Raw genomic sequence first — 23,557 nt, forward strand, 5'->3', positions numbered from 1 at the left:
TCTCAGACACACCCTAGTTGATGAAAATTTTCTAGGTAGAGGTGAAATGAGCTTATGATTAAAAAGAAATGGAAAACAGTTGCTGCTGTTCTGGCCGTTCTGGTCGTTGTTGCGATTCTCTTTGTCATAAAAACGCCGTTGTTGAAGCAGACACAATCTGTGGATCAAATAGGGGACTGGAGCACGGACACCTCTGAAGAGCATGCGATCAAAGAGCCCGGTCAGGTTGTTGTCGATGTGAAAGGTGCGGTTAAGCAACCTGGCATTTATCAGTTAACAGCTAAACAGAGGGTAAAGGATGCGATCGAGAAGGCTGGAGGTCTTACAGAAGAAGCGTCCACCGGAAGTGTTAATCTTGCCAAACGGCTTGAGGATGAGCTTGTCATCGTCATTCCAGGCAAAGAGAGTTCTGGTGAGATTGGAAAAACCGGAGGGCAAGTCTTCGACCCCGTATTGAACATCTTAAACGAGGCAGACGTCATTGCGATGGAGGAGTGGCCTGGTATAGGGCCAAAAAAAGCAGAGGCGATTCTTGCTTATCGTGATGAAAAAGGGTCTTTTTCATCAATTGAAGAATTAAAAGATGTGTCAGGGATCGGTGAAAAAACCTACGAGAAGATTATAGAGGCGATAGGCGCAGGTGAATAACCACGGTCGTCTCACTGTGTTGGCGTATTTTGCATGCGTAGGCTGTTGGGGTGGGCTAGACGATGTGAGTGCAGCATGGGCAATCGCTGTATGCGTAAGTGTCTTATTGATGTGGAGTAAAAAAATCTTTTGGCTGCCTTTCTGTGTGTTTGCTGTTTTCTATGCGCTGGCATGGCATACGGACGCTACGAACATCACGGTGATTGATCCAGCGCAGGAGCATTTTCAAGGCACTGTTTCTTCATTTCCTGAAACGAGTGAGAGTGGAAGCATAAGATTCGCATTTAAAACAGTAAAGGGCGAGGTAGTTATGGCCAAGGCGGAAGGTCTTGCGAAGCCATTGACTCGCAGTATGCGGTGTGAAATGAATGCAACGCTAAAAAAGCCTCCGAAGAGTACAGTGCCAAACAGCTTTGACTATAGTGCGTATTTATATCGACAGCATATCCATTGGCTGGCGGAAGTGAAGACCAGCACTCTCCATTGCTTTCCACCTGAAAGAAGTCCTCTGACGCTTGTGTACGAAACAAGACAACGGGCGCTTTCCCAAATAGAGAAGACTTTCCCTCCTTCGCTGTCTCCATTTGCTAAGGCGTTGTTACTAGGTGATCGTTCATCCATGCCAGAAGAACTAACCGACGTTTACAACCGTTTTGGCATTAGTCACCTGCTCTCGATTTCAGGTTTGCATGTGGCTGTCCTCTGCATGATCCTCTTTATACTACTCACACGATTTTTTTCTCGAAACACTGCCATGTGGCTTTTGTTGGCTTTTCTTCCTAGCTATGCGATCGCCACTGGGGCAGATCCTCCGGTCGTCCGCTCCGTTATTAAAGTAGGTCTTGTGATCTGCTGGTTCTTCCTTCTAAAACAAAAGCTTTCAAGTGTTGAGGCATTGTCCATCGCTTTTATGTGCATGCTTGCTTTTTCCCCTTACGTTTTGCAAAGTGTCTCCTTTCAGTTGTCATTTCTCGTGACGTATGGACTCTTATTTTCGTTAAACTTATTGCAAACGGTGTCCTCTCATTGGTTTAACCAGTCATTGCTCATTTCCACAATTGCTCAGCTCGTTGGTGGGCCAATCGTTTTGTATCATTTTTATGAGCTGTCCATTTGGAGCCCACTCTGGAACGTCATATTTGTCCCATTGTATACAGCTATTTTGTTGCCAGGTTGCCTCTTTTTATTTCTTCTTTCTTTCGTTTCTCCCGCATTCGCAGCTCTGCTTGGGTCTTTCCTTGGAACTGGATTAGACGTCATGCATGCCGGTTTGCTATATATGGATACAGCAGCACCGGGAACGATGTTGTACGGTAGGGCGCCATTATGGGTCGTCTGTTTGGAGATGATCAGTGTTGTTATTTTGCTAATAGGCGTTGAAAGGTATCGTTTTCAGCGTAGAGTTCTTTTGTTTTTCCTCCCCTTCGTTCTTGTTTTTAGCTCCCATTATTTTATGTTTCAGCTTTCTCCGCTAGGTCGTGTCACAATGCTAGATGTTGGTCAAGGAGACAGTATTGTCATTGAATTGCCTCATCGCAAAGGGGTATTGGTTATTGATGCAGGTGGGGTGTTTTCACCACATTTTGATCCGGGAGAGGATATCGTAGGACCGTATCTTAAATCGCGGGGGATTCGTCGAGTCGATTGGATGATTGTATCTCATGGCGATTTGGATCATGTAGGAGGGGTTTCTGCACTCCTTCATGCAAATTCAGTACAACGCATTCTTATGGGCAAAGGGAAAAACCTAGACTCTGCCGCTGTTCAGGAGGTTGTGAACGTAGCACAAACAAAAGGCATTCAACTCGTCGAGGCAACGGATCACATGCAGATTACCCAAGGCGGGTATTCATTTGACATTTTTATGTCTACGAAAGAGACATTATCAAGAAATAGCCAATCGATAGTGATAAAAACAATGCTTGGGAAGAAGGCATGGCTTTTTACAGGGGATATTGAAGAGGATCGGGAAACGCAATTAGTAAAAGAGAAGGACCTAAAGGCAGATATTCTAAAAATCGCTCATCATGGGAGTGAAACATCGACATCAGTATCGTTTTTGGAGGAAGTGAACCCAACCCTTGCATTGATTTCTGCAGGCAGAAACAACCAATTTGGTCATCCACACCCCATTGTCCTCAATCGATTAAAATCAGCCGAAGTAGTCGTTCGGCGAACAGACTTGGAAGGAAGCATTGTTATTCAGTTCCGCTAGTCACCTACGCACGTTTCAGGCGCACGGGCATAGGATGTCGTATGCTGTTTTATAAGGCGCACCGTACAGAAAGCGTACTGACTTGAAAAATAAAAAAAGCAGCGAAATGCTGCTCCAGGCTGTTGACAACGCTTGCTTTCATTAATGCTTTGTCTCGTCACAAGTCATGCCCTAAGGCAGTTCCTTGCCTCGATAAACAAACGTTTACACTCAGCCTGAACATGACAAGCCTGACATTGATCCTTGCTTTGTCTTCACTCTGAAACAGCAAATGCTACTTTTCCCTCACCAATGGTTCGTTTTTAAGATCCAATAATTTGAACAACCATGCCAATGATGAAAATGGTTGCGAAAAAACCAAAGGAAACAGCAAAGCCTACGCCAGCATCAATAAAATCATTGCGTTTGCTTTGGACACTTTTTTCAAATTCGTTCATTATGGCAACCTCCCTTAACGGTAGTATAAAGGTTTTTTAACAGAAAATCCATGAAAAAACGAGCCCCCTCATTTGACAGGACTTAACACCCATACTTCAACCATGCAAGGTTATATTAATTGAACAGCCGGTTGCTCTGTTCTCATTCCATTGAAGCTTCCTAGGTCTTCAAATAGGAATGTTTAAATAAAGGGGAGGGAGTCCATTACAGCCTTCCTCCCTATACTTTATCAATCTCTACACCTAAAGTGTAAAAGCACGCTGCATCCTTGGGTACAATTCCTTACTGTAGCTTTTTTAGTGACGTCCTGCTACGATAATTTTAGAATGTGAGGAGAAGGACGTGACGTTTGTGAGCGGCAAGGAAAATCGTATATTTGTATTATACGGAGAAGAACCGTACCTTATAGATGAATTCCAAAAGGAGCTTGTAAAAAAAGCCGTAGGAGATGACCCATCTCCATTTGATATCTCTCTTTATGACGGAGAGGAAACGCCCCTTCATGAAATTTTGGAGGATGCTGAGACACTGCCTTTTTTGAAAGAAAGTAAAGTTGTTTTGGTGACTAATCCATATTTTTTAACAGGGACTAAGCCACGAGGTGCCGTTGAACAAAATGTGGACATACTGTTGCCTTATTTACATAACCCAGCGCCGTTTACCTATCTAGTGTTCAGGGCAGCTTACCCAAAGTTAGACGAACGGAAAAAAATCGTAAAGCAACTTAAACAAACAGCAGTGATAAAACATGCCACGGAACTTTCGGAGCAGGAGTTGCATCAATGGGTCGAAAAAACGGCACAAAAAGATGAAGCTTTGATTACAGTTGACGCAAGAAAAGTTCTCCTTGAACGGGTGGGTCCTTCTTTACGAATGCTGAGAGAAGAGATTCGAAAGCTTTCCCTGTATGCAGAAGGGACGATTGAAGCTTCGATGGTTGACGAGCTTGTTCCACGAACATTGGATCAAAATGTGTTTGCTCTCATGGATGATCTTCAGCAAAAAAAAACAGACTCCGCCATGTTGCGTTATCACGACCTGCTTCGTCAAAAGGAGGATCCACTCAAGTTGCTTTTATTGTTAGCAAGTCAGGTGCGTGCGATGCATCAAATAGACGGGCTGTTAAAAAAGGGCTATGGACAAGCGCAAGTGGCAAAACGGCTCAAACTCCACCCATACAGAGTAAAGGTATTAAGCACACAATTAAAATCATCATCACTCGACCTTTCCAAAATGCTCTTTGACCTTGGGCAGCTAGATGTGCAAATGAAAAGTGGTCGTGTTGATAAAGTGTTAGGTTTTGAATTGTTTCTTCTTCAGTATAGCTCCCGCTAATCGTACCATTTAAAAAAATGACACTGTGTTCCCTAATCGACATTACATGCTATGACGGTAATTTACGTGCGGCGATCGTTGAAAGACGGATACGACACAAAAATAAAAACAGCCTGGTCTTTTAAAAGACCAGGCTGTTTTATTTGTTTGTTATGCAGACAAACTGTTTAACTGTTTCGCTAAACGTGATTTTTGGCGGCCTGCCGTATTTTTGTGAATAATGTTACGTTGCGCCGCTTTATCAAGCTGCTTTGAAGCCTCAGAATAAAGCTGTGTTGCTAGCTCAACATTCTTGTCAGCAACAGACGTTTCAAACTTTTTCACAGCTGTACGCATTGACGATTTGAATGCGATGTTGCGTGTACGACGATTTTCAGTCGTTTTTACACGTTTGATTGCAGATTTAATATTTGGCATACCGTTCACCTCCTTATAGACACTGTTCATTCCAGTGCTTGAACCATAGGTAATTCTATCAAAACCGTTGCAACTATGCAATATGTTCATCATGGAGTTAGAGAAGGAATTGCACGAATGAACAAAAATGTGGCTGGGCAGACTGAATAAAAAAGGAGGCGAGCCTGTGGAAGAGATTGATTTGTCAGCATATCAGGTGAGAACGGACTTGGCACTGGAGGCAACTGAACGTTCGCAGAAAAAAGAAACGACATCAACTAGAAAAGGTGTCACGTCAACGTCAAGGGAGCTCGATGGCATTAAAGAAACGACGGTCGTCATTACAAAAGAAGGTGAAGAATGGACGGGGAAAAAACCGGGCACTTACATTACGCTTGAAACGATGGGGTTACGTACGCAGGATGCAGAACATAAGCAGCACGTAGAAGAAGTTTTCGCAAAGACGCTAGCTGCCTTTCTTTCATCCTGCGGCATTGCTGAGAATGCATCGTGTATGATGATCGGTCTTGGAAACAAGCAGGTAACGCCAGATGCACTTGGCCCCTTAGTGATGGAGCAAATTCTTGTCACACAGCATTTATTTGAGCTGCAGCCAGAGCGTGTGTCCGAAGGCTTTCGGTCAGTGAGCGCCTTGACGCCAGGTGTGATGGGGCTGACAGGCATTGAAACCAGTGACATCATCCTCGGCGTTTTGGAGAAAACAAAACCCGACTTCGTATTGGCCATTGATGCCTTAGCAGCAAGTTCAATTGAGCGTGTGAACGCAACGATTCAAATGTCGGACACGGGCATCCATCCTGGATCTGGGGTCGGAAACAAACGGAAAGAAATTAGCAAAGAGACGCTTGGAATTCCGGTGATTTCGATTGGTGTTCCTACAGTCGTCGATGCTGTGACAATTGCGAGCGATACGATTGATTTTGTTTTAAAGCATTTCGGAAAGGAGCAAAAGGAAGGAGGGACGCCAAGGAGAAGCCTTGCGCCTGCATCCATGTCATTTGGAGAGAAACGAGAGCTCTCACAAAATGATTTGCCTGACGAAGAACAGCGCGGGGTGTATATGGGCATTGTAGGTCAGTTAAATGAGCAAGAAAAACGAAAGCTCATCTATGAAGTGCTTGCTCCGATGGGACATAATTTAATGGTCACGCCTAAAGAAGTGGACGCATTTTTGCAAGATACCGCAGAGGTCCTTGCCAATGGACTAAACGCTGCCCTCCATGAAGCGATCACACAAAGCAATCTCGCATCTTACAGACAATAGAGTTGATAGAGGTTACTGTTCTACTCTTCTAATCCCTCTCATAGAGTTTAGTATAAGACATGCTACCTTGGGAGGGACGAGAGAGTGCCAGTAAAGTCACACACACCATCGGTAACGATGTTCGGCAGAAGGTGGATGGCACTGCTGCTTTTAAGCTTTTGGGGATTTGTTAGTCTTGCCGGCGCACTAACTGCCGTGCAATCGGAATGGCGAATGAATGCGAAGCCGCTGCAAGACTATCTCGCTCCTTTCTCAGGAGCTGGCCTTGTGCATATGCTCGCTATGGAAAATCACTATTTCTCGCAAGCGACCCCAACGCCGCCACCAAACGTCCAACATTTGACCCTCCAAGCGATTTCAACGCTTCAGCCGGAGGATCATCGAACGCTTTTAGGAAAAGAATTGCCAGGATTTACGACCTTTGATGGCGATATTATCGTTGCTGGTGAAGGGACAGACTACACAACACTGCCAATAGAATCGGCGCCACCGTTGGAAGTATTAGAAAAGGAGAGAGAAGCTTCTGCTCTTGCTCTTAAAGGGGAAGAAGGTCCCTCTTTATCACCCCCACTACAAACAACCGGAGATCGGGATGTCGTTTACATTTATCATACACACTCGCGTGAATCATTTCTGCCAATGCTTCCTGATGTGACAAACCCGAATGAGGCGTTTCATACAGAGGCGAATATTACGCTGGTTGGGAAAAAGCTAGGAGAAGCACTTGAAAAACGTGGTATAGGAACCGCTGTGAACACGGAGGACATCACTGGTCAGCTTCTCGCCAATGATGCAACGTACGCACAGTCCTATGATTTTTCCAAACCAGTAGTCAAAGAAGCGATAGCAAACAACGATGATCTGACGTTCTTTTTTGATCTTCACCGTGATGCGCTCAGGAAAAAGGATACGACGGTGACGATAAACAACAAGGCCTACGCGCGGACTGTGTTTGTCATTGGAGGAGAACATGCACGATATGAAGAGAATCTTGCATTAGCCAAGGAGTTAAATCAGCGCTTAGAGGCAGATTATCCAGGGTTAAGTCGAGGCATTACAAAGAAACAAGGGCCTGGGACGAATGGAAAATTCAATCAAGATCTATCGCCAAACGCCATCTTAATTGAATTTGGTGGTGTGGACAATACGAGTGAAGAATTGTATCGGACGGCTGAGGCCATTGCGGACGTATTTGCAGATTATTACTGGGAAGCTGAGAAGGTCAATACGGAAGGAGGTACGTCTGAATGAAGCGATTTTTTCTAAAAACCATTGGACTGCTGCTCTTGTTATTTATCAGTGTTTTGTACGGTATGCAACTGTCAAATGACGGAATGAACACGATTAAGGGGTACGATGACTCATCGTTCCATGAAGCCTTGGCATGGACCGAGAGCGACAAAGAATGGAATGCGGTCGTTCTAGGAGAGAAATGGGATCAAGAACGATTAGAACAAAAGCAAGAGCAGTTTGAGGCGATGCAGACAGAAAACTTCCTCTCCTCGGTTGGTGCTAAGACGGGAGAGGTATTTTATCAAACAGTGAATCGCTTGCTTCGCCTCGTGACAGGAACATAACACTTTGCTATAATCAGTTGCAGTGTACCTTGTTCACATTGGTAGGAGTTGATGAGCTTTATGAGTAGAGAACGTAGACTTGAACGACAAAAGCGAATTCGGAACTTCTCCATTATTGCGCATATCGATCACGGGAAATCGACGTTGGCCGATCGCATTTTGGAAAAGACGAGTGCGCTCACACAGCGTGAAATGAAAGAACAAATGCTCGATGCTATGGATTTAGAGCGCGAGCGTGGAATCACCATTAAATTAAACTCAGTACAATTGACTTATCAAGCAAAAGACGGAGAAGAATATATTTTTCATTTGATTGATACGCCAGGACATGTTGATTTTACATACGAAGTGTCGCGAAGCTTGGCAGCATGTGAAGGAGCCATTCTCGTAGTAGACGCTGCTCAAGGGATCGAAGCACAAACCCTTGCCAACGTCTATTTGGCACTTGATAACAATCTAGAAATACTTCCCGTCGTGAATAAAATCGATCTCCCGAGTGCAGAGCCTGAACGCGTCAAGCAGGAAATTGAAGACGTGATCGGCCTCGACGCCTCACAAGCTGTGCTTGCTTCAGCAAAGGCGGGGATTGGCATTGAAGAAATTCTAGAGCAAGTCGTTGAACTTGTTCCACCACCAGAAGGCGATCCTGATGCCTCCTTAAAAGCGTTAATTTTTGATTCCCTCTACGATCCTTACCGCGGTGTGATTGCATACATCCGTGTCGTTGAAGGTACAGTAAAGCCCGGGGACAAAATACGTATGATGGCAACGGGAAAGGATTTTGAAGTTAGCGAAGTAGGTGTGTTTACACCGAAGCCAGTTGCTAAAAAAGAACTGACCGTAGGAGACGTAGGTTTTCTAACAGCCGCCATAAAAAATGTTGGCGATACAAGAGTGGGGGACACGATCACAAGTACTGCTAATCCTGCGGAGACCCCACTTCCTGGCTACCGAAAGCTAAAACCAATGGTGTTTTGTGGTCTTTATCCAATCGATACTGCGAAATACAATGACTTACGTGAAGCATTAGAGCGACTAGAGCTAAATGATGCCTCATTGCAATACGAGCCGGAAACCTCGCAAGCACTTGGGTTTGGCTATCGTTGTGGATTTTTAGGACTCCTGCATATGGAAATCATTCAAGAACGTATTGAGCGCGAATTTAACATTGATCTAATTACGACTGCACCAAGCGTTATCTATACTGTTGAAAAAACGGATGGAAGCATTCTTGAGATTGATAATCCATCCAACATGCCGGATAGTCAAAAAATTAACGATGTGAAGGAACCTTATGTTAAATCAAGCATCATGGTTCCAAACGATTATGTCGGTTCGGTCATGGATATTTGCCAGACGAAACGCGGTGAGTTTAAGGATATGCAATACCTTGATGACAATCGAGTGAATGTCGTCTATGAGATGCCGCTTTCGGAGATCGTATACGATTTTTTCGATCAACTTAAATCGAGCACAAAAGGGTATGCGTCCTTTGATTATGAGCCAATCGGCAATCGCTCTTCAAATCTTGTGAAAATGGATATTTTATTGAACGCCGAAAAGGTGGATGCCCTGTCGTTTATTGTGCATAGGGATCAGTCGTATCATCGAGGCAAGCAAATTGTAGAGAAGCTGAAGGAACTCATTCCGCGCCAACAATTCGAAGTGCCGGTCCAAGCAGCTATAGGGCAAAAGATTATTTCCCGCTCTACGATAAAGGCAATGCGTAAAAACGTACTTGCCAAATGTTATGGTGGCGATATTTCTCGTAAACGAAAGTTGCTTGAAAAGCAAAAAGAAGGTAAAAAACGTATGAAAATAGTCGGTTCGGTTGAAGTGCCGCAAGAAGCCTTTATGGCGGTATTGAAAATGGACGATGACGGTGGTTCAAAATAAATGCATATGCGAAGGAACCGCGGGCTAACGCTTGCGGTTTTTCCGTGACGTTTGCACGTTTTCCTAGGAGGGGAAGCGAAATGAAAGCTATTTATCTGCATATCCCTTTTTGTGAACAGATTTGCCATTACTGTGATTTTAGTAAGGTGTTTATTGAGAATCAGCCTGTTGATCGGTATTTGCAAGCGTTGGAGCGGGAAGTGGAGCTTACGTTAGACAAACATCCCCAACTAGAAGGAATACAATCTATTTTTATCGGTGGAGGGACGCCAACCGCCCTGAATCATGAACAGCTAAGTAAGCTGCTGCGTTTTATTGAGAAAACATTGCTGCCGTTGGCTTCCGACGAGCTTGAATACACAATTGAGGCCAACCCCAATGACCTTAACCAACCGACACTTGAGCTTTTAAAGCAAGGGGGAGCGAATCGGTTAAGCATAGGTCAGCAAGCGTTTCAGTCTGAACTGCTTGAACGTCTTGGACGTACGCATGGACCCGATACGCTCGATCAAGTGATTCCTATCGCCCGAAATGTAGGATTTACAAACCTTTCCGTCGACTTGATGTTTGGTCTGCCGGGGCAAACGCAAGCGGATTGGGAGAACTCCTTGAAAAGAGCGACGTCATTGGGTATTGAGCATGTATCCGCTTATTCATTAATTATCGAACCAAAAACAGTGTTTTATAATCTGCATAAGCGGGGTCGCCTTCCATTGCCTGTTGAGGATGAGGACGCCAAAATGTATGAATCCCTGATCGTACACATGCAAAACGAGGGGTTAATGCAGTATGAAATAAGCAATTTTGCTCGTCCTGGCTTTGAAAGCAAACATAATCTTACGTATTGGGACAATGAGGAGTACATCGGCGCAGGCGCAGGCGCTCACGGGTACATTGATGGATATAGAACGGTGAACACAAGACCGATCGGGAAATACATTGATGCAGTAGAGGCTGGCCAGCCACATCTTGAACATCATCTTGTAACGACGCAGGAAAAAATGGAGGAAGAATTGTTTTTAGGGTTACGTAAAAATGATGGTGTTTCACTTCCCCATTTCGTAAAGAAGTTTGGAATGCCGCTACCGAAAGCGTTTATGGAAACCATTCAACAGTTAAAAACAAAAGAGCTGTTAAGCGAAGAAGATGGACAGTTACGGTTGACTGAATTGGGTCGTCCGCTCGGCAACGAAGTGTTTCAAGCTTTTTTAGGTCTAGAGGTGAACTGATGTAATTGGAATGTTTTCGATCATCTTCATTGACAATTTGCTTCTCGTTTTGGTAGGTTATTAATAGAATTAGCACTCGGCACTACAGAGTGCTAACAGAGGTGATTTCTAGCATGGACCTTACTGAGCGACAGCTGTCTATATTGCAGGTCATCATCGAAGATTATATCGAAACTGCTTTGCCGGTAGGTTCTAGTTCATTGGCGAAGTCAGGCAAAATTGCATTTAGTTCGGCGACCATTCGAAATGAAATGGCCGAGCTAGAGGAAAAAGGCTACATTGAGAAAACACATAGTTCCTCAGGACGTGTTCCGTCTGAGCGAGGCTACCGCTTTTATGTTGATCATCTCGTGAGCCCAAGTGTGTTAGAAAAAAAAGAAGTTGAGAAGCTCCATATGCTGTTTAGTCAGCAAATGATTGAATTTGAAAAGCTGATTCAGGAAGCGGCAAATATTCTATCTTCAATGACGAATTACACGTCGATTGTATTAAGCCCTGAACTGTTTGATGCCTCTTTAAAACAAATTCAATTCATTCCGGTATCAGATCAAATGGCGGTGGTCATCCTTGTTACAGAAACAGGCTTTGTTGAGCACCGAACCATTGCCATTCCGAAATCTGTTTCTGCAGACGATTTAGAAATGCTCGTCCGAATGCTGAATGATAGGCTTCGGGGTGTGCCAATCCGCCAATTGAATGAGTATATTGCGAAAGAAATGGACCGAATTTTGATGCACCATTTGAAGCAATCCTCGCAGCTGTATGAATTGGTCGGAAATTTGTTTGGTCTACCGCAGCACGCGAAGCTTTTCTTCAGCGGCAAAGAAAACATTTTATCGCAGCCGGATTTTCATGACATTCGTAAGCTTCACGGGTTGTATTCCGTCATTGAAAAAGAACAACCTTTGTATGACCTTATGAAGCAGCCTAATGAATTAGGCGATGGCATTCGAGTGAAGATTGGCAAAGAAAACAGCTTAATTGAGATGGCAAATTGCAGCTTAATCACAGCAACCTTTACTCTAGATGGTAAGAAAACAGGTACGTTGGCCTTGCTTGGTCCGACGCGTATGGAGTACGGTCGAGTGATCAGCCTGCTTACGTATTTATCTGCCGATTTGCATCGCTTTAACGACGATTTGAATTAATTTGACCGGAGGTGCCTACAATGGAACAGAAGCAATCGAACAAGCATGAAGAAAACGTGACAGAGGACACGGCCGAGGCGCCTGAAGAAAAAGACACGACTCTTGAGGATCGTGGCGACGAAGGCGAACAGGATGTCGACGTAGAAATTCTAGAAGCCGATGAGTCTTCCGCTGAAGTAGCTGCTCTCCAGGAAAAGCTTCAGGAGGCTGAGCAACGTTTGTTACGCGTTCAAGCAGACTATGATAACCATCGTCGAAGAGAACGTAATGAAACAGCTGCTCGTGAAAAATATCGTGCACAAGGCATTGTCACGGAGTTATTGCCTGCGCTTGATAATTTTGAGCGTGCCTTGGCGGTCGATGCAGAATCCGCCGATGTGACGACGGTATTAAAGGGTGTTGAAATGGTTCACCAGCAAATCAAACAGGCGCTAGAAAAGGAAGGCGTGACTGTGATTGCAGCTGTTGGCGAATCATTTGATCCGACGTTTCATCAGGCTGTCATGCAAGTGTCTGAAGAAGGGGTACCTTCGAATCAAGTGGTTGAGGAATTCCAAAAAGGGTATATGCTCAAAGACCGGGTTTTACGCCCGTCTATGGTGAAAGTAAACGAATAGTGTTCGATAGTGACCAAGGAGGAAAAAAACATGGCTAAAATTATTGGTATTGACTTAGGAACAACAAACTCTTGTATCGCAGTAATGGAGGGTGGAGAAGCAAAGGTTATCCCAAATCCAGAAGGAAACAGAACAACTCCATCTGTTGTCTCTTTTAAAAATGGAGAGCGCCAAGTTGGTGAAGTAGCGAAACGTCAAAGCATTACAAACCCTGACACGATTCAATCAGTTAAGCGTCACATGGGAACCGATTATACGGTTGAGATTGAAGGGAAACAATTCACTCCGCAAGAAGTTTCAGCGATTATTTTACAGCATTTGAAATCTTACGCTGAAGATTACTTAGGTGAAAAGGTGACAGAAGCTGTTATTACAGTTCCTGCATATTTCAATGATGCAGAACGCCAAGCAACGAAAGATGCAGGGAAAATTGCCGGTCTTGATGTAAAACGAATCATTAACGAGCCAACTGCAGCGGCACTTGCTTACGGCATTGATAAAGAAGACCAAGACCAAACGATCCTCGTCTATGACCTTGGTGGCGGTACGTTTGACGTCTCTATTCTTGAAATTGGCGACGGTACATTCGAAGTTGTTTCCACAGCAGGCGACAATCGTCTAGGTGGCGATGATTTTGACCAAGTTGTGATTAATTATCTCGTTGCTGAATTTAAAAAAGAAAACGGCATCGACCTTGCCCAAGATAAAATGGCCATGCAACGCTTGAAGGATGCGGCTGAAAAAGCGAAAAAAGACTTGTCTGGTGTATCGCAAACGCAAATCTCGCTACCGTTTATTACCGCGGATGCAGATGGTCCAAAGCATTTGGAATTAAACTTAACACGTGCGAAATTTGAGGAGCTAGCATCTGACCTCGTCGAGAGAACGATGAAGCCAACACGTAAGGCACTAAGCGATGCAAAAATGAGTGCAAGCGATATTCATAAAGTCATCCTCGTTGGTGGGTCGACACGAATCCCAGCGGTTCAGGAAGCCATTAAAAAGGAAACAGGAAAAGATCCACATAGAGGCGTAAACCCTGATGAAGTAGTAGCGGTTGGCGCAGCGATTCAAGGGGGCGTTCTTGCCGGAGATGTAAAAGACGTTGTCCTTCTTGATGTCACGCCACTTTCTTTAGGTATTGAAACGATGGGTTCTGTGTTTACGAAGCTCATTGAACGTAACACAACGATTCCAACAAGCAAATCCCAAGTCTTTTCGACTGCGGCTGACAATCAAACGTCAGTGGACATTCATGTGCTTCAGGGTGAACGTGAAATGGCAGCAGACAATAAAACGCTTGGTCGTTTTCAACTGTCGGATATTCCACCAGCACCAAGAGGCATTCCTCAAATTGAAGTGTCGTTTGATATTGATGCGAACGGTATTGTGAATGTGCGTGCGGTAGACAAAGGCACAAACAAAGAACAATCGATTACGATTAAATCATCTTCAGGTTTAGATGAGGATGAGATCGATCGCATGGTTCGTGAAGCTGAGGAAAATTCAGAAGCGGATAAAGCGAAACGTGAAGCTGTAGAACTTCGTAATGAGGCGGATCAGTTGATTTTCCAAACGGAAAAAACGCTGAAGGACCTTGACGGCAAGGTTGATGAAAGCGAAATTGCGAAAGCAAACGAAGCCAAAGACGCTTTAAAAGAAGCGCTCGAGGGTGACGATGCAGAAGCACTCAAAACGAAAAAAGACGAGCTTTCAGAAATCGTCCAACAGTTATCTGTAAAGCTTTATGAGCAAGCTGCACAGGAAGCACAAGCACAACAGGATGCTCAAGGCGAAGGTGCCCAAGGGGACGATAATGTTGTTGATGCAGACTATGAAGAAGTAAAAGATGACGACAAAGACAAAGACAACAAATAATTTATACGGTATGCATGCTAAAGCCAAGGTTGCTAGACAGCTTTGGCTTTGGCTTTTTCTATGCGTTAGACGTTGCGAGGAAGAAGCCAGAGATGGTAACATGGTAGCTAGTGAAGTAGGGAGTGGTGCACATGAGTAAGAGAGATTATTACGACGTTCTTGAGGTTGGGAAGGGCGCTTCAAAAGATGAGATAAAAAAATCCTATCGAAAGCTTGCGCGTCAATATCATCCAGATGTAAACAAGGAAGAAGGCGCTGCAGATAAATTTAAAGAAGTGTCAGAGGCTTATGAAGTGTTGTCAGATCAACAAAAACGTGCACAATATGACCAATTTGGTCATGCTGATCCGAATCAACAAGGCTTCGGTGGCGGCGGTGCTGGTGATTTTGGTGGTTTTGGGGACATCTTTGACATGTTTTTTGGTGGCGGGCGACGCCGCGATCCAAACGCACCACAGCAAGGGGCAGATTTACAATACACGATGTCTCTTGAGTTTGAAGAGGCGATCTTTGGGAAGGAAGCTGACATTACGCTTCCAAAAGAAGAAGAATGTCAAACGTGTTATGGCTCAGGTGCAAAGCCGGGGACGAACCCAGAAACATGCTCTCACTGTAATGGAAGCGGACAGCTAAATGAAGCGCAAAACACGCCGTTCGGTCGTGTTGTAAATCGCCGTGTATGTCATTATTGTGAAGGCAAAGGCAAAATTATTAAAGAGAAATGTGGCACTTGCCATGGAGCTGGGCGTGTCAAAAAGAACAAAGTCATTCATGTTAATGTGCCCGCAGGTGTAGATGAGGGACAGCAAATGCGAGTGGCAGGTCAAGGGGAGCCTGGAGCAAACGGTGGCCCTCCTGGCGACTTGTATATTGTGTTTTATGTCGAGCCTCATGAATTTTTCCAACGCGACGGCGATAATATATTCTGTGAGGTGCCATTAACTTTTGCACAAGCAGCGCTTGGCGATGAAATTGAGGTGCCTACACCCCATGGTCGGGTGAAGCTGAAAATTCCAGCCGGAACGCAAACGGGAACAAAATTCCGACTGCGTGGCAAAGGGGCTCCTAATGTTCGAGGCAGAGGGCAAGGCGATCAGAATATTTCTGTTCGTGTGGTTGTGCCGACAAAGCTCTCGGCAGACCAGAAGCAATTGATTCGTGAATTTGCTGATGGCGAAGGAGAGCATATTGATGAGCAAGAAAACAGTTTCTTCTCTAAGATGAAACGTGCGTTTAAAGGTGATTAATGTGAAGCAAGCGGACCTCCGCTTGCTTTTTTCAAGGTTCCACACGAGATAAAACAGCACCTACAAAGGAGGATTTGATGAACTGGATTGAGCTACAAGTTAGGCTTCATCGTGAAGCTGTAGAGGCGTTGCATTATGAACTTGACCAAATGAATGCGAGCGGTATTGTTACGGAAGACCCGAAGGATGCTTATGAAACAGAGGGGCGGCCTTTTGGCGTTTTACCTGCCGACATAGATCCAGATGTGGACGAGGATGAAGTGCTCGTAAAGGCTTATTTTTCAGAACAGCATTCGCGTGCAACAATAGAACAGCAGGTGCGCACCTTTATAGACACATTACCGTCGTTCGGCCTCCGCATTGGTAAAGTGAAGGTGGCTTCGGATTTACGACCAGAAGAGGACTGGGCGCATGCATGGAAAACGCATTACCATCCGATTCGTTTAACAGAGAGAGTGATCGTTGAGCCACCGTGGGAGCCTTCAGATGAGAAGGTCGATATCCGAATTACGATGGATCCTGGAATGGCGTTTGGAACTGGCGACCATGCGACAACGGCATTATGTGTGCAAGCGTTGGACAAGTATCTCATTCCGGGGCAAAAGGTGATTGATGTAGGGACTGGATCAGGTATTTTAGCCATTGCTGCAGCAAAACTTGGAGCCTCTTCGGTCAAAGCGTTTGACATTGATGCAATGGCAGCTGACATCGCCAAGCAAAATGTAGAAGTGAATGGTGTCGCTTCGGTGGTTGACGTGGGAACGAATCATCTTTTGCAAGGTATTGAAGAGGGTGCGGATGTCATCGTTGCCAATATCCTTGCTGAAATTGTCATAGAAATGGCAAGCGATGCCGTGCGTTTATTATCCCCTGGCGGAGCACTCATTGTCTCCGGCATCATTGAGGAGAAAAAAGAGCTCGTTGCGCAAGCATTAAAGCGGGAAGGCATACATGATATCCAGGAAGAGCAGCAAGAAGGTTGGGTTGCATTGATTGCCAAGAAGGAGTTTGTTTAAGAATGCAGCGTTACTTTATAGACAAACCTGCTGCTGAGGAAGGGCATTGCTTTTCCTTTTCAAAAGAAGACAGCCATCACATCGCCACCGTCATGCGAATGAATGCGGGTGACCGAATTGAAGTATGCTTTTCCGATCAAGCCTTGTGGGAATCAGAGATTGCCACGGTTGATGGACCATACGTAACCGCAACTCAAATCGAACAGATCACTGCTGGCGCTGAACTTCCTGTCCATATTACGATCGCCCAAGGGTTGTTAAAGGGTGATAAAACCGATTGGATGATTCAAAAATCAACTGAGCTCGGTGCATCCGCTTTTTTGTTTTTTAAAGCGCATCATGCAGTTGTAAAATGGGATGAAAAGAAGGCGCAAAAGAAACGTGAGCGCCAGCAAACGATCGTTAAGGAAGCTGCCGAACAAAGCAAACGAACAAAAATTCCGCATGTACATCCTATGATGGACTTTTCTGCATTTTTGACGGAAAGCCAGGAGTATGATAAAAAGTGGGTAGCCTATGAACGTGAAGCTGATTCACCAGGGTCTGGTACCTTTTACAAACAATGTGAGGTCTTGCGTCCAGACGACCGACTTTTAGTCGTATTTGGTCCGGAAGGCGGCTTTGCAGACAGCGAAATTGAGCAACTTCTGCAGGCAGGCTTTGAAACATGTCGCTTAGGTCCGCGCATTTTAAGAGCGGAAACAGCGCCGATGTATTTGCTTTCGGCGGTGTCGTTTCATTTTGAATCATAATTTTTTCTAGGAGTGAATGTCATGCCATCCGTTGCTTTCCATACATTAGGATGCAAAGTTAACCATTATGAGACTGAAGCCATCTGGCAAATTTTTAAGACGGCGACGTACGAACGAACGGCGTATGAGTCAAAAGCCGATGTGTATGTTATTAATACATGCACGGTTACAAACACAGGTGACAAGAAAAGCCGTCAGGCCATTCGTCGAGCCATCCGGAAAAACCCTGAAGCCGTCATTTGCGTGACAGGTTGCTATGCACAAACATCGCCGGCAGAAGTGATGTCAATCCCTGGCGTAGATATTGTTGTGGGCACACAGGATCGTTCGAAAATGATTGACTATATCGAACGGTACCGTAAAGAGCGCCAGCCAATTAATGGTGTTGGCAATATAATGAAGGCGAATGTTTATGAGGAATTGGATGTTCCTGCGTTTACCGATCGTACACGGGCATCTCTGAAAATACAAGAAGGCTGCAACAATTTTTGCACCTTTTGCATCATTCCGTGGGCACGTGGTTTACTTCGTTCACGAGATCCAGAGCAGGTCATTGCACAAGCAACGCAGCTTGTTGACGCAGGGTATAAAGAAATTGTGTTAACGGGTATCCATACGGGCGGCTATGGGGAGGACATGAAGGAATACAACTTTGCAAAGCTGCTGAAATCCTTAGAAGCTGATGTCCCAGGGCTGAAGCGCATTCGAATTTCTTCAATCGAAGCGAGCCAAATTACAGATGAGGTTATCGCGGTGTTACAAGCTTCGGAAAAAGTCGTTCCTCATCTTCATATTCCAATTCAATCCGCATCAGACACAGTTCTTCAGCGGATGAGAAGAAAGTATACAATGGCTCAATTTGCTGAAAAGCTTAGTAAGTTGAGAAAAGCCCTTCCTGGTCTTGCCGTCACCTCTGATGTTATCGTCGGTTTTCCTGGCGAAACAGAAGAAGAATTCATGGAGACGTTTCAATTTATCGCCCAACATAAATTTTCAGAGCTCCATGTGTTTCCTTATTCACAGCGGACAGGCACACCGGCCGCAAGAATGGACGACCAAGTCGGGGATGAGATAAAGCAGGAGCGTGTACACAAACTGATTGCCCTGTCAGATCAGCTTGCTAAAGAATATGCGTCTACCTTTGAGGGTGAAGTCGTCGAGGTTATTCCAGAAGAGCGCCTCAAAGATCAGCCAGATAGTGATCTGTTTGTTGGGTATACACCAAACTATCTAAAAGTCGTTTTTAAAGGGCATGAGGAACTCATTGGGAAACTGGTGAAGGTTAAAATCCTCTCTGCGGGCTATCCTCACAATGAAGGAGTCTATGTTCGGACGCTCGAAGACGATGACCGTCAAAGTTTATCCTCATAAAACGATAATGATTGGAGTGACAATAATGGAAAATCTTATGATGGCTCAAAAAATTGATCATACACTTTTAAAAGCAGACGCAACAAAAGCGGATATTGTCGCATTGGCTGACGAAGCAGCAGCGAACCATTTTTATTCAGTTTGCATTCAGCCAAGTTGGGTCAAGCTAGCTGCGGAGCATTTGCGCGGCACCGACGTACACATTTGTACAGTTGTTGGTTTCCCGCTAGGTGCAAATACAAGCGAAACAAAAGCATTTGAAACAACACAGGCGATAAGTCAAGGAGCCACTGAGATTGATATGGTGCTTCCGATTGGTGCATTGCTAGACGGCGATACAGAAACGGTCCAACACGATATTGAGGCAGTTGTAAAAGCGGCTGGGGATATTCCTGTGAAAGTCATTCTAGAAACCTGTTTGCTTACAGACGAGCAGATAACGACGGCTTGTAAGTTGGCAATTGCTGCAAAAGCGGCATTTGTAAAAACGTCTACAGGCTTTTCGACAGGTGGTGCAACACTCGATGATGTTGCCCTGATGTCATCTGTCGTAAAAGGGCATTGTCAGGTCAAAGCGTCGGGCGGCATTAGAGACCGACAAACGGCCGAAGCGATGATTGAAGCAGGTGCAGATCGTATTGGCGCAAGTGCTTCTGTGACAATTGTCAATATGGGCTAAAGGGCTTTTTCAATCCGCTTCGCTAGTGGAAGCAGCAAGGGCAAGCACACAACAGAGGTTACAATATTGTAAATGACACTTGCATGGGCAAGCTGCTGTGCAGGATGGTTTGAGAGCATTTGTGTCCATTCTGAAAACCATGGCAGTAGCGGATAAAACAATAGTGTCCCGAGAAGATTGACGGCAAGGTGGCTTAGAGCGACATAAAAGGCTGCCTTGCCTGCACCAATCGAGGCCAAAAAGGCCGTCGCGCACGTGCCGACATTGGAGCCAAGCATAAAGGCAAGAGCGAGCGTCATTAGCAAGGCATTCTGCTCAAGCATCGTCATCACAATGGCGAGAGCGCCAGAACTAGATTGAATAATAATGGTAAAAAGATTGCCTACTAAAAAACTTTGCCACTCGGTCGCGTTCGTCGTCTCAAGCACCCGGTTCACAAAACCAATCATCGCTCCTGATAAGCTTTCAAAGCCATGCATGGCGATGAGCATACAGCCTAAGCCAAATGTAAGCGTTCCGGCGAACATCCATTTTTTCTTTCCCGTGAACAAACATAAGGCACCGATGATAACAAGAGGAATGGCGATAACGTCAATATGAAACGCTAGAATTTCCAATGTAAGCGTCGTACCAATATTGGCTCCAAGGACAATGCCGACAGCACTTGTGAAACGGAGCTGTTTTGCGGCAACGAGAGCGACCGTCATAATAAGCACAGCAGAGCTGCTTTGCAATATGGCCGATGCTGCCGTGCCGATGAGCAAGCTTTTCCAAGGCTGACTCGTTGCGGCTTCGATCCAAACATTTGCTCGTTCCTTCCCAAGATACAGAAGGCCTGTCCTCATAAGCGTCATGCCAAACAAAAATATGCTGATATACACAGCAAAAGTGATGAGTAGAGGATTCATAGGTCGGTCTCCCTTGTCCATGACAACGTTAAACTGTTTGATGTCGCTTCGTTAATCTAGCGAAATAAGTCAGTGATGTTCCAACCTATGCAATTTTTTGCTTGGAAAGACCTAAAAAGACTACGGATTTATTGACCCTTAAGGTTGCTTGTTATATAATCTTGGGAGATACAAGTCACGCATGCATTTTGCAAGCTGACTTTTCGGAGGGAGGGATAAGCATGTCAAACGGAACTCGAGTGAAATCAAATGAAAGTTTAGAAGACGCTCTCCGCCGTTTCAAAAAGACCGTTTCAAAAAGTGGAACGATGGCAGAATTTCGTAAGCGTGAATTCTACGATAAGCCAAGTGTTAAACGTAAGAAAAAATCTGAAGCGGCCAGAAAGCGCAAATTCTAGGGGAGTGTGACTCCATGAATTTATTGGAGCGTCTGAATCAAGATATGAAAGAAGCAATGAAGGCGCGAGACAAAGACAGATTGACTGTGATCCGCATGCTAAAGGCATCTTATCAAAATGAAGCCATAAAGCTTGGAAAACAGGAACTGTCGGAGGAAGAAGCCTTGAATATTCTTTCCCGTGAAGCAAAGCAACGTAAGGAATCCCTCCGTGAATTTGACGCAGCGGGGCGCAGTGATCTATCTGAGCAAGTTGCAAAGGGATTGGACATCGTCACGATGTATATGCCTGAGCAGCTTTCAGAAGAAAGCTTGCGCACATTGATTCAGGAAACTATAACAGACGTGGGAGCTACCTCCCCAGCTGATATGGGTAAAGTCATGGGAGCCGTTTTGCCGAAAGTAAAAGGCAAAGCAGATGGCACTCTCGTTCGGACGATAGTACAAGATGAATTATCGTAATCAAAGCACCTTGTGAAAACAAGGTGCTTTTTTTGGAAAGAAAGCACGAGGCAAAAAAGATTGAATAATTACATAGGTTTTCGTTCACTTTAGTTGCTCCTAACAAAATGAATATGTGGAAAACCCTTATTCTCTTTGAAAGTATGGTGAGGTTGTTTCGGCATTGAGTGATAGGAGAACGTTTGTCAACCACTGCAAACGGATGAAACCTTTTTACCTGACATACGTATAAAAGGTATGTCATTTGCATTAAAACATATAGATACGAACTAAAGGAGGTAAGGTTGAAATGATGGAAATGATTGAAAACGTCGGACCATGGTTTTTATTCGCGCTCATTGTTATTGTCGTCGTCGTCTTTTTCACACTTGTCCCAGTGACGTTGTGGATCTCTGCGATTGCTGCAGGCGTCCGCATTAGCATTTTCACACTGATTGGAATGAGGTTACGCCGAGTCATCCCTCGTCGCGTCGTCAACCCACTTATTAAAGCGTCTAAAGCAGGTATTGATGTGAATACCAACCAGCTAGAGAGTCATTACCTAGCAGGAGGAAACGTTGACCGTGTTGTCAATGCGTTAATTGCTGCCCAACGAGCAAACATAGAGTTAAGCTTTGAGCGATGTGCAGCCATTGACCTTGCAGGAAGAGATGTGCTTGAAGCCGTACAGATGAGTGTTAATCCAAAGGTTATTGAAACACCGTTTATTGCTGGTGTTGCCATGGATGGGATTGAAATCAAAGCAAAAACAAGAATTACCGTACGTGCAAATATTGACCGCCTCGTTGGGGGTGCTGGAGAAGAAACGGTTATCGCTCGTGTAGGTGAGGGGATTGTTTCGACGATCGGCTCAAGCAATAATCACAAAAAAGTGCTTGAAAATCCAGACTTGATTTCGCAAACAGTATTGAAGAAAGGTCTTGATGCAGGTACAGCATTTGAAATTCTTTCGATTGATATCGCTGATTTAGACATTGGCAAAAACATTGGAGCTGTCTTGCAAACAGATCAAGCAGAGGCAGACAAAAACATCGCCCAGGCGAAAGCAGAAGAACGTAGAGCAATGGCTGTCGCAAAAGAACAGGAAATGCTCGCAAGTGTTCAAGAAATGCGTGCTAAGGTTGTTGAGGCAGAGGCAGAGGTTCCACTGGCATTGGCAGAAGCGCTACGTTCAGGAAAAATGGGTGTGATGGATTACATGAATTACAAAAATATTGGTGCGGATACCGATATGCGTGATGCCATTGGCAAGGTCAATCAAGAAGATGAAGAATAAATAAGGAGGGTCTGTGATGGAGTTTCTTGGCCCACTTGTGTTTATTATTCTCATGATTTACGGTTGGATGAAGAGCAATGAGAAGAAAAATGCTGAGCAACAGAAAATGCCTGAGTATGAAACGATTGAGCCGTACACAAATGAGGCAGAAGAGTCTAAGCATACATCTACATCAGAAGATAGTCTGTTCGTTGGTAAAACATACCAACCTTCTAAGTCGGCTAACTCTGCGATTGGCGATGACGATCTTGTCGTTGTTAAAGTAGACCAACCAAAGAAGAAAGCTGGCAATCATCAAGCTTCTGTTGCCTTTTCTGCTAAGAATGCTGCCCAAGGCATTGTTTGGGCAGAAATATTAGGTCCGCCTAAGGCAAAACAAAAGAGATAAATCTTCAGGCTGATGACTACAAACGCTCGCTTTCTTTGTTGCATTGTCTTGTCCGGTGCGCATTGCCCTTATGGCAACTCCGCGCCTCCAAAGCCTTTTGCTTAGATAAGCCAAGCGTTTTCATCCAGCCTGATTTTTTTGTCCTCGTTTTGCGCTTGGAATAAATTAAAAACCCTTACTTTATGAATCTCTGAAGCGATAATGTCGCTTTAGGGATTTTTTTTTACCGATTTTCACTAGCGTTGCATTAAAAGGTACTGATCATTAAAAATACAAAGAATGTTCAATAAACAAGTCGTTATATAATGAAAAAACCCTTTACAATGGAGGGAGAGGTGGTCACCTGTCCAAATCCAAAGCAAAGGATCAACCATGGACAAGCATACACGACTTTCTTCG

23 protein-coding genes are annotated in these 23,557 nt (G+C 44.7%); 20 read left to right on the forward strand and 3 right to left on the reverse strand.

The features are described from left to right. Nucleotides 1–54: 54 nt before the first annotated feature. Nucleotides 55–648, forward strand: a complete 594-nt coding sequence (locus EV213_RS13540) for a helix-hairpin-helix domain-containing protein (protein ID WP_133581081.1) — start codon at nt 55–57, stop codon at nt 646–648. Continuing rightward, nucleotides 641–2,863, forward strand: a complete 2,223-nt coding sequence (locus EV213_RS13545; protein ID WP_133581082.1) for a DNA internalization-related competence protein ComEC/Rec2 — start codon at nt 641–643, stop codon at nt 2,861–2,863. Before EV213_RS13540 ends, EV213_RS13545 begins: the two co-directional genes overlap by 8 nt. A gap of 302 nt (nt 2,864–3,165) precedes the next feature. Here the strand turns inward: EV213_RS13545 and EV213_RS13550 are convergent, their stop codons facing one another. Next, nucleotides 3,166–3,300: a YqzM family protein gene (locus EV213_RS13550; protein WP_133581083.1), complete on the reverse strand. Its 135-nt coding sequence runs from the start codon at nt 3,298–3,300 to the stop codon at nt 3,166–3,168. A gap of 343 nt (nt 3,301–3,643) precedes the next feature. Between EV213_RS13550 and holA the strand changes: the two genes are divergently transcribed. After that, the gene (holA, locus tag EV213_RS13555; RefSeq protein WP_166639311.1) at nt 3,644–4,636 is read left to right on the forward strand and encodes a DNA polymerase III subunit delta; all 993 of its coding nucleotides are present in this window, start codon (nt 3,644–3,646) and stop codon (nt 4,634–4,636) included. A gap of 150 nt (nt 4,637–4,786) precedes the next feature. Here the strand turns inward: holA and rpsT are convergent, their stop codons facing one another. Then, entirely contained in the window at nt 4,787–5,053 is a 267-nt protein-coding gene (rpsT, locus tag EV213_RS13560) for a 30S ribosomal protein S20 (RefSeq protein ID WP_166639312.1), read from the reverse strand. Nucleotides 5,054–5,180: 127 nt separating this feature from the next. Between rpsT and gpr the strand changes: the two genes are divergently transcribed. From gpr to deoC, 13 genes are all read left to right on the forward strand, one after another. Then, complete coding sequence (gene gpr / locus EV213_RS13565; RefSeq protein ID WP_133581086.1) at nt 5,181–6,317, forward strand: GPR endopeptidase; 1,137 nt, start codon at nt 5,181–5,183, stop codon at nt 6,315–6,317. A 117-nt stretch (nt 6,318–6,434) separates the two neighbouring features. Next, nucleotides 6,435–7,568, forward strand: coding sequence for a stage II sporulation protein P (gene spoIIP, locus EV213_RS13570; protein WP_133581109.1), 1,134 nt, complete (start codon nt 6,435–6,437; stop codon nt 7,566–7,568). Further along, the gene (locus EV213_RS13575) at nt 7,565–7,894 is read left to right on the forward strand and encodes a DUF3679 domain-containing protein (RefSeq protein ID WP_133581087.1); all 330 of its coding nucleotides are present in this window, start codon (nt 7,565–7,567) and stop codon (nt 7,892–7,894) included. Before spoIIP ends, EV213_RS13575 begins: the two co-directional genes overlap by 4 nt. Before the next feature lie 60 nt (nt 7,895–7,954). Beyond that, the gene (gene lepA / locus EV213_RS13580; protein WP_133581088.1) at nt 7,955–9,790 is read left to right on the forward strand and encodes a translation elongation factor 4; all 1,836 of its coding nucleotides are present in this window, start codon (nt 7,955–7,957) and stop codon (nt 9,788–9,790) included. An 80-nt stretch (nt 9,791–9,870) separates the two neighbouring features. Beyond that, a complete protein-coding gene (gene hemW, locus EV213_RS13585; protein WP_133581089.1) occupies nt 9,871–11,019 on the forward strand; it encodes a radical SAM family heme chaperone HemW in 1,149 nt (382 codons plus the stop codon). A gap of 113 nt (nt 11,020–11,132) precedes the next feature. Beyond that, a complete protein-coding gene (gene hrcA, locus EV213_RS13590; RefSeq protein WP_133581090.1) occupies nt 11,133–12,167 on the forward strand; it encodes a heat-inducible transcriptional repressor HrcA in 1,035 nt (344 codons plus the stop codon). A gap of 20 nt (nt 12,168–12,187) precedes the next feature. Further along, the gene (gene grpE / locus EV213_RS13595; RefSeq protein WP_133581091.1) at nt 12,188–12,784 is read left to right on the forward strand and encodes a nucleotide exchange factor GrpE; all 597 of its coding nucleotides are present in this window, start codon (nt 12,188–12,190) and stop codon (nt 12,782–12,784) included. Between the two features lie 30 nt (nt 12,785–12,814). Continuing rightward, nucleotides 12,815–14,662 (forward strand): molecular chaperone DnaK, encoded by a 1,848-nt coding sequence (dnaK, locus tag EV213_RS13600; protein ID WP_133581092.1) that lies wholly within the window; start codon nt 12,815–12,817, stop codon nt 14,660–14,662. 131 nt (nt 14,663–14,793) lie between these two features. Then, nucleotides 14,794–15,909, forward strand: a complete 1,116-nt coding sequence (gene dnaJ / locus EV213_RS13605; RefSeq protein WP_133581093.1) for a molecular chaperone DnaJ — start codon at nt 14,794–14,796, stop codon at nt 15,907–15,909. A 77-nt stretch (nt 15,910–15,986) separates the two neighbouring features. Continuing rightward, nucleotides 15,987–16,925: a 50S ribosomal protein L11 methyltransferase gene (gene prmA, locus EV213_RS13610; RefSeq protein ID WP_133581094.1), complete on the forward strand. Its 939-nt coding sequence runs from the start codon at nt 15,987–15,989 to the stop codon at nt 16,923–16,925. A gap of 2 nt (nt 16,926–16,927) precedes the next feature. Then, nucleotides 16,928–17,677 carry a 16S rRNA (uracil(1498)-N(3))-methyltransferase gene (locus EV213_RS13615; RefSeq protein WP_133581095.1) on the forward strand — a complete coding sequence of 250 codons (750 nt, stop codon included), beginning with the start codon at nt 16,928–16,930 and terminating at the stop codon, nt 17,675–17,677. Nucleotides 17,678–17,698: 21 nt separating this feature from the next. Next, nucleotides 17,699–19,048 (forward strand): tRNA (N(6)-L-threonylcarbamoyladenosine(37)-C(2))-methylthiotransferase MtaB, encoded by a 1,350-nt coding sequence (gene mtaB / locus EV213_RS13620; RefSeq protein WP_133581096.1) that lies wholly within the window; start codon nt 17,699–17,701, stop codon nt 19,046–19,048. Between the two features lie 25 nt (nt 19,049–19,073). After that, the gene (deoC, locus tag EV213_RS13625) at nt 19,074–19,727 is read left to right on the forward strand and encodes a deoxyribose-phosphate aldolase (RefSeq protein ID WP_133581097.1); all 654 of its coding nucleotides are present in this window, start codon (nt 19,074–19,076) and stop codon (nt 19,725–19,727) included. On the opposite strand, the gene EV213_RS13630 is transcribed toward deoC, so the two are convergent. Beyond that, nucleotides 19,724–20,635 carry a Na/Pi symporter gene (locus EV213_RS13630; RefSeq protein WP_166639313.1) on the reverse strand — a complete coding sequence of 304 codons (912 nt, stop codon included), beginning with the start codon at nt 20,633–20,635 and terminating at the stop codon, nt 19,724–19,726. The two genes, deoC and EV213_RS13630, sit on opposite strands and share 4 nt — an antisense overlap. A gap of 221 nt (nt 20,636–20,856) precedes the next feature. Here EV213_RS13630 and rpsU point away from each other — a divergent pair, with 221 nt between their 5' ends. From rpsU to EV213_RS13650, 4 genes are all read left to right on the forward strand, one after another. Further along, nucleotides 20,857–21,033 carry a 30S ribosomal protein S21 gene (gene rpsU / locus EV213_RS13635; protein WP_133581099.1) on the forward strand — a complete coding sequence of 59 codons (177 nt, stop codon included), beginning with the start codon at nt 20,857–20,859 and terminating at the stop codon, nt 21,031–21,033. A 14-nt stretch (nt 21,034–21,047) separates the two neighbouring features. Then, on the forward strand, nt 21,048–21,494 hold the full coding sequence (locus EV213_RS13640; RefSeq protein WP_133581100.1) for a GatB/YqeY domain-containing protein: 447 nt from the start codon (nt 21,048–21,050) through the stop codon (nt 21,492–21,494). 298 nt (nt 21,495–21,792) lie between these two features. Next, nucleotides 21,793–22,770, forward strand: a complete 978-nt coding sequence (gene floA, locus EV213_RS13645) for a flotillin-like protein FloA (RefSeq protein WP_133581110.1) — start codon at nt 21,793–21,795, stop codon at nt 22,768–22,770. A 16-nt stretch (nt 22,771–22,786) separates the two neighbouring features. Further along, the gene (locus EV213_RS13650; protein ID WP_133581101.1) at nt 22,787–23,158 is read left to right on the forward strand and encodes a hypothetical protein; all 372 of its coding nucleotides are present in this window, start codon (nt 22,787–22,789) and stop codon (nt 23,156–23,158) included. Nucleotides 23,159–23,557: the final 399 nt, after the last annotated feature.

It is taken from the genome of Aureibacillus halotolerans, assembly GCF_004363045.1.
Lineage (GTDB): Bacteria > Bacillota > Bacilli > Bacillales > DSM-28697 > Aureibacillus > Aureibacillus halotolerans.

Excerpts from the sequence above, each read along its gene's own strand:
- spoIIP (WP_133581109.1), top strand. The coding sequence starts at position 6,435 with ATGTTCGGCAGAAGGTGGATGGCACTGCTGCTTTTAAGCTTTTGGGGA.
- rpsU (WP_133581099.1), top strand. The coding sequence starts at position 20,857 with ATGTCAAACGGAACTCGAGTGAAATCAAATGAAAGTTTAGAAGACGCT.
- mtaB (WP_133581096.1), top strand. The coding sequence starts at position 17,699 with ATGCCATCCGTTGCTTTCCATACATTAGGATGCAAAGTTAACCATTAT.
- EV213_RS13640 (WP_133581100.1), top strand. The coding sequence starts at position 21,048 with ATGAATTTATTGGAGCGTCTGAATCAAGATATGAAAGAAGCAATGAAG.
- dnaK (WP_133581092.1), top strand. The coding sequence starts at position 12,815 with ATGGCTAAAATTATTGGTATTGACTTAGGAACAACAAACTCTTGTATC.
- EV213_RS13550 (WP_133581083.1), bottom strand. The coding sequence starts at position 3,300 with ATGAACGAATTTGAAAAAAGTGTCCAAAGCAAACGCAATGATTTTATT.
- rpsT (WP_166639312.1), bottom strand. The coding sequence starts at position 5,053 with ATGCCAAATATTAAATCTGCAATCAAACGTGTAAAAACGACTGAAAAT.
- deoC (WP_133581097.1), top strand. The coding sequence starts at position 19,074 with ATGGAAAATCTTATGATGGCTCAAAAAATTGATCATACACTTTTAAAA.
- EV213_RS13650 (WP_133581101.1), top strand. The coding sequence starts at position 22,787 with ATGGAGTTTCTTGGCCCACTTGTGTTTATTATTCTCATGATTTACGGT.
- hemW (WP_133581089.1), top strand. The coding sequence starts at position 9,871 with ATGAAAGCTATTTATCTGCATATCCCTTTTTGTGAACAGATTTGCCAT.
- gpr (WP_133581086.1), top strand. The coding sequence starts at position 5,181 with ATGTGGCTGGGCAGACTGAATAAAAAAGGAGGCGAGCCTGTGGAAGAG.
- floA (WP_133581110.1), top strand. The coding sequence starts at position 21,793 with ATGATTGAAAACGTCGGACCATGGTTTTTATTCGCGCTCATTGTTATT.
- EV213_RS13575 (WP_133581087.1), top strand. The coding sequence starts at position 7,565 with ATGAAGCGATTTTTTCTAAAAACCATTGGACTGCTGCTCTTGTTATTT.
- lepA (WP_133581088.1), top strand. The coding sequence starts at position 7,955 with ATGAGTAGAGAACGTAGACTTGAACGACAAAAGCGAATTCGGAACTTC.
- EV213_RS13540 (WP_133581081.1), top strand. The coding sequence starts at position 55 with ATGATTAAAAAGAAATGGAAAACAGTTGCTGCTGTTCTGGCCGTTCTG.
- EV213_RS13630 (WP_166639313.1), bottom strand. The coding sequence starts at position 20,635 with ATGAATCCTCTACTCATCACTTTTGCTGTGTATATCAGCATATTTTTG.
- dnaJ (WP_133581093.1), top strand. The coding sequence starts at position 14,794 with ATGAGTAAGAGAGATTATTACGACGTTCTTGAGGTTGGGAAGGGCGCT.
- prmA (WP_133581094.1), top strand. The coding sequence starts at position 15,987 with ATGAACTGGATTGAGCTACAAGTTAGGCTTCATCGTGAAGCTGTAGAG.
- EV213_RS13615 (WP_133581095.1), top strand. The coding sequence starts at position 16,928 with ATGCAGCGTTACTTTATAGACAAACCTGCTGCTGAGGAAGGGCATTGC.
- hrcA (WP_133581090.1), top strand. The coding sequence starts at position 11,133 with ATGGACCTTACTGAGCGACAGCTGTCTATATTGCAGGTCATCATCGAA.
- grpE (WP_133581091.1), top strand. The coding sequence starts at position 12,188 with ATGGAACAGAAGCAATCGAACAAGCATGAAGAAAACGTGACAGAGGAC.